Source organism: Calditrichota bacterium (genome assembly GCA_016867835.1).
Taxonomy (GTDB): Bacteria; Electryoneota; AABM5-125-24; order Hatepunaeales; family Hatepunaeaceae; genus VGIQ01.
On the sequence record VGIQ01000192.1, the window covers coordinates 1 to 2,645 of the forward strand.

A 2,645-nucleotide genomic window follows, 5' to 3' on the forward strand; every position below is an offset into this window, starting at 1 on the left:
GAGACCGACCGGCGAAACCTGCGTAAACTGCCACGAACCGGGATATGATAAGCTGCTCGCCGGCTGGAAGTCCGATTTCAGGATGGCTCTGACCTCCGTCGATTCGTTGCTCCACCTTTGCCGCAAGATCGAGACTCCGGAACTATCTGCCCTCAGGAGTCGCCTCGATAAACTGAGAAAGGACCGTAGTCTCGGCGTCCACAATTACGCGATGGTGGATGGCATACTCAAGGCGGATAACGAGTGGCTGGTTAAATTTGTGAAGGAGCACGGCTTGAGCGTCAACCTCGCCTTGCCGGAGCCGGCAGAGTAGGGCAAGCGGGTTCGAATTTAGAAAACAGAAGCGGCGGGCAAACCCCGCCGCTTTGATTTCGTCAGTGAACTTCTGCATTCCGTGAGAGCCGGGCGACTCTCAACGCTTGACCGTCGTGTTGACGGCGCGACGGATTCGCTTAAGCCTCTACCATCCTCGCGCGCTCCGCGACGACGATCGGTTGATCGGCGCCGCATTTCCGGCAGCCGCCTTTCACTAATCCGGGAGTTTCGACTCCGTAGCCGCGCCGCTTGACTAACAGTTCGCCGCACTGCCGACAAAAAGTATCCTGCCGTTTGCCTTCCCAGACATTTCCAAGATAGACGTAGTCGAGATGCGCCTTCGCAATTTCGTAAGCGTCGTTCATAAATCCAAGGTCCGTCGGCGGGAGGTCATAGCGATTGGCGGGGAAATAGCGCGACAGATGCAGCGGTGTCGCGCTATCCATCGACCCGATCCACTTTGCCAGCCGTTCAACTTTACCGAGATCGTCGTTGACGCCGGTTACAATCAAGTGGGCGATTTCAAGATGCTTGCCTGCTTCGTAAATCATTCTCATCGTTCGCTGTACATCTCCAAGATGGCCGCCGCAGAAGTGACTGTAGCAGAGGTCATCATCGGATTTCAGGTCGATGTTGAAGGCGTCGGCGACCGGAAGAAGTTCGCGAAGCGGTTCGGCGTTGATGTAACCGTTGGAAATAAATATGTTAAACAAGCCGCGCTCGTGCAGTAACCTGCCAGCGTCGAGGACGTATTCATACCAGATCAACGGTTCCGCGTAAGTATAGGCGACGCCGATTCCATCGAGGGCGTCCACCATATCGGCGAGTTCTTCGGGCATCACCAACCTTGTCGGAGCGCTGTTCTGACTGATCTGCCAGTTCTGGCACCATTCGCAGGTCAGGTTGCAGCCATTCGGACCGACCGAGAGTATCTCGCTGCCGGGATAGAAATGGTAGAGCGGCTTCTTCTCGATTGGATCGAGATGAAGCGAACAGACCTGCCCGTAATTGGTCGCAATCAGCCGCCCGTCGATGACTTGCCGTCCGCCGCAAACGCCGATCCCTCCCTCGTCGAGCTTGCAAAACTTCGGGCAGATATCGCAGCGGATGCGCTTCCCTTCGCGATGCTGAAACGGCGCCTCGATCATCCGTGGGCGCTCTATCGTTCCCGATGCGTTCAACGATTCCTCAACTCAAAACCGTAATGTATTACGCCGGGCATCTTGCGCGGTTGGATGACCAGCGTGTATGATGAGAGGTAAATAATCCCCTGAGCGCTGGCGTCATTGCTGCCGGGTCGGATCATCCCCGGGTTGCTCTACGCTCAGCCGCCGGTTGGCGGAAAGGCTTTCTGCCCGACTATCGCAAGCAACGAGCGGTCAATCAAATCGATTGACCGCTCGCTCGATAACCGCTTCGCGGCGCAATCGGAGCCGGAGTCCTCAGTCGAAAGAGTATCCTTTTCTGGCGCCTTTCTTATGATCGCCGATATGTTCTAGCTCATTAAGTTGGAACGTCAGGGCAAGCAGCCCCAGCGCCGGCTGCTCATTTCGAACGACGAACCCGGCAGGCACATTCAACTGAATAGGGGTGAAGTTCCAGATCCCCTTAACGTTGCATTTCACGAGCGAGTCACAGATGATCTGGGCGGATTCTTTCGGCGTGGTGATGATGCCGAGCCGGACGTCGTTGGTCTGCACGAACTTCGGAAGGCTGTCCGGGTGGAGTATCGGAATGCCGCGTATCGATAGCCCGACCAGCTTGGCATTGTTGTCGAACAGCCCAAGTAACCTCAGGTTCATTCGTTCAAAGTAGGCGTAACTGGCGAGAGCAGCGCCGAGATGGCCTACGCCGATGATCACCATCCCTTGCGGCTTATCGACGCCGAGGATGCGTTCGAGCACCTCAATCAACAATTGCCGGTCGTAGCCGAGGCCCGGTCTGCCAAATCCGCCGAAGTAGTGGAAATCCTGACGGAACTGGGTTGCTTTGATCCCGAGCGCCTTGCTGATCTGGGCGGAACTGACGTGAGTCTCTTCGGCGGGCAGGAGAGTCAGGTAATTCAGATAGCGCGCCAGCCTGTTTATGGTGAGAGAGGGAGGAGTCCGTCGATATTTCATTTCTTTTCCGTTAACCATTTCACATAATATAGCCCCCTACAAGGCTATCTGCAAGAGATTCTTAACAAACTCTCAGTTTAGTTAGGTCTGACTTACACCTTCGTTGTTCAGCGATGTCTCCGGAACGGAGGCGCGGCCTTTTCCCCTGCCTTAATTGCCCTTCCGTGATAGCAGAGACCAGTCCGGCGTCGCTTGAGGGCAGACTACTGA

General features: G+C 55.7%; 3 protein-coding genes. 1 reads left to right on the forward strand and 2 read right to left on the reverse strand.

Going from position 1 to position 2,645, the window contains the following annotated elements; genetic code table 11:
- Nucleotides 1-82 precede the first annotated feature (82 nt).
- Nucleotides 83-313: a hypothetical protein gene (locus tag FJY67_11955; GenBank protein MBM3330161.1), complete on the forward strand. Its 231-nt coding sequence runs from the start codon at nucleotides 83-85 to the stop codon at nucleotides 311-313.
- A gap of 139 nt (nucleotides 314-452) precedes the next feature.
- Here FJY67_11955 and amrS read toward each other — a convergent pair whose 3' ends face one another.
- Both amrS and FJY67_11965 read right to left on the reverse strand, forming a co-directional pair.
- Nucleotides 453-1,496 (reverse strand): AmmeMemoRadiSam system radical SAM enzyme, encoded by a 1,044-nt coding sequence (amrS, locus tag FJY67_11960; protein MBM3330162.1) that lies wholly within the window; start codon nucleotides 1,494-1,496, stop codon nucleotides 453-455.
- Between the two features lie 261 nt (nucleotides 1,497-1,757).
- The gene (locus FJY67_11965; GenBank protein ID MBM3330163.1) at nucleotides 1,758-2,453 is read right to left on the reverse strand and encodes a redox-sensing transcriptional repressor Rex; all 696 of its coding nucleotides are present in this window, start codon (nucleotides 2,451-2,453) and stop codon (nucleotides 1,758-1,760) included.
- Nucleotides 2,454-2,645 lie beyond the last annotated feature (192 nt).

Bases quoted from the DNA above. Each gene is read 5' to 3' on its own strand.
- FJY67_11955 (MBM3330161.1), top strand. From the start codon at position 83: ATGGCTCTGACCTCCGTCGATTCGTTGCTCCACCTTTGCCGCAAGATC.
- FJY67_11965 (MBM3330163.1), bottom strand. From the start codon at position 2,453: ATGGTTAACGGAAAAGAAATGAAATATCGACGGACTCCTCCCTCTCTC.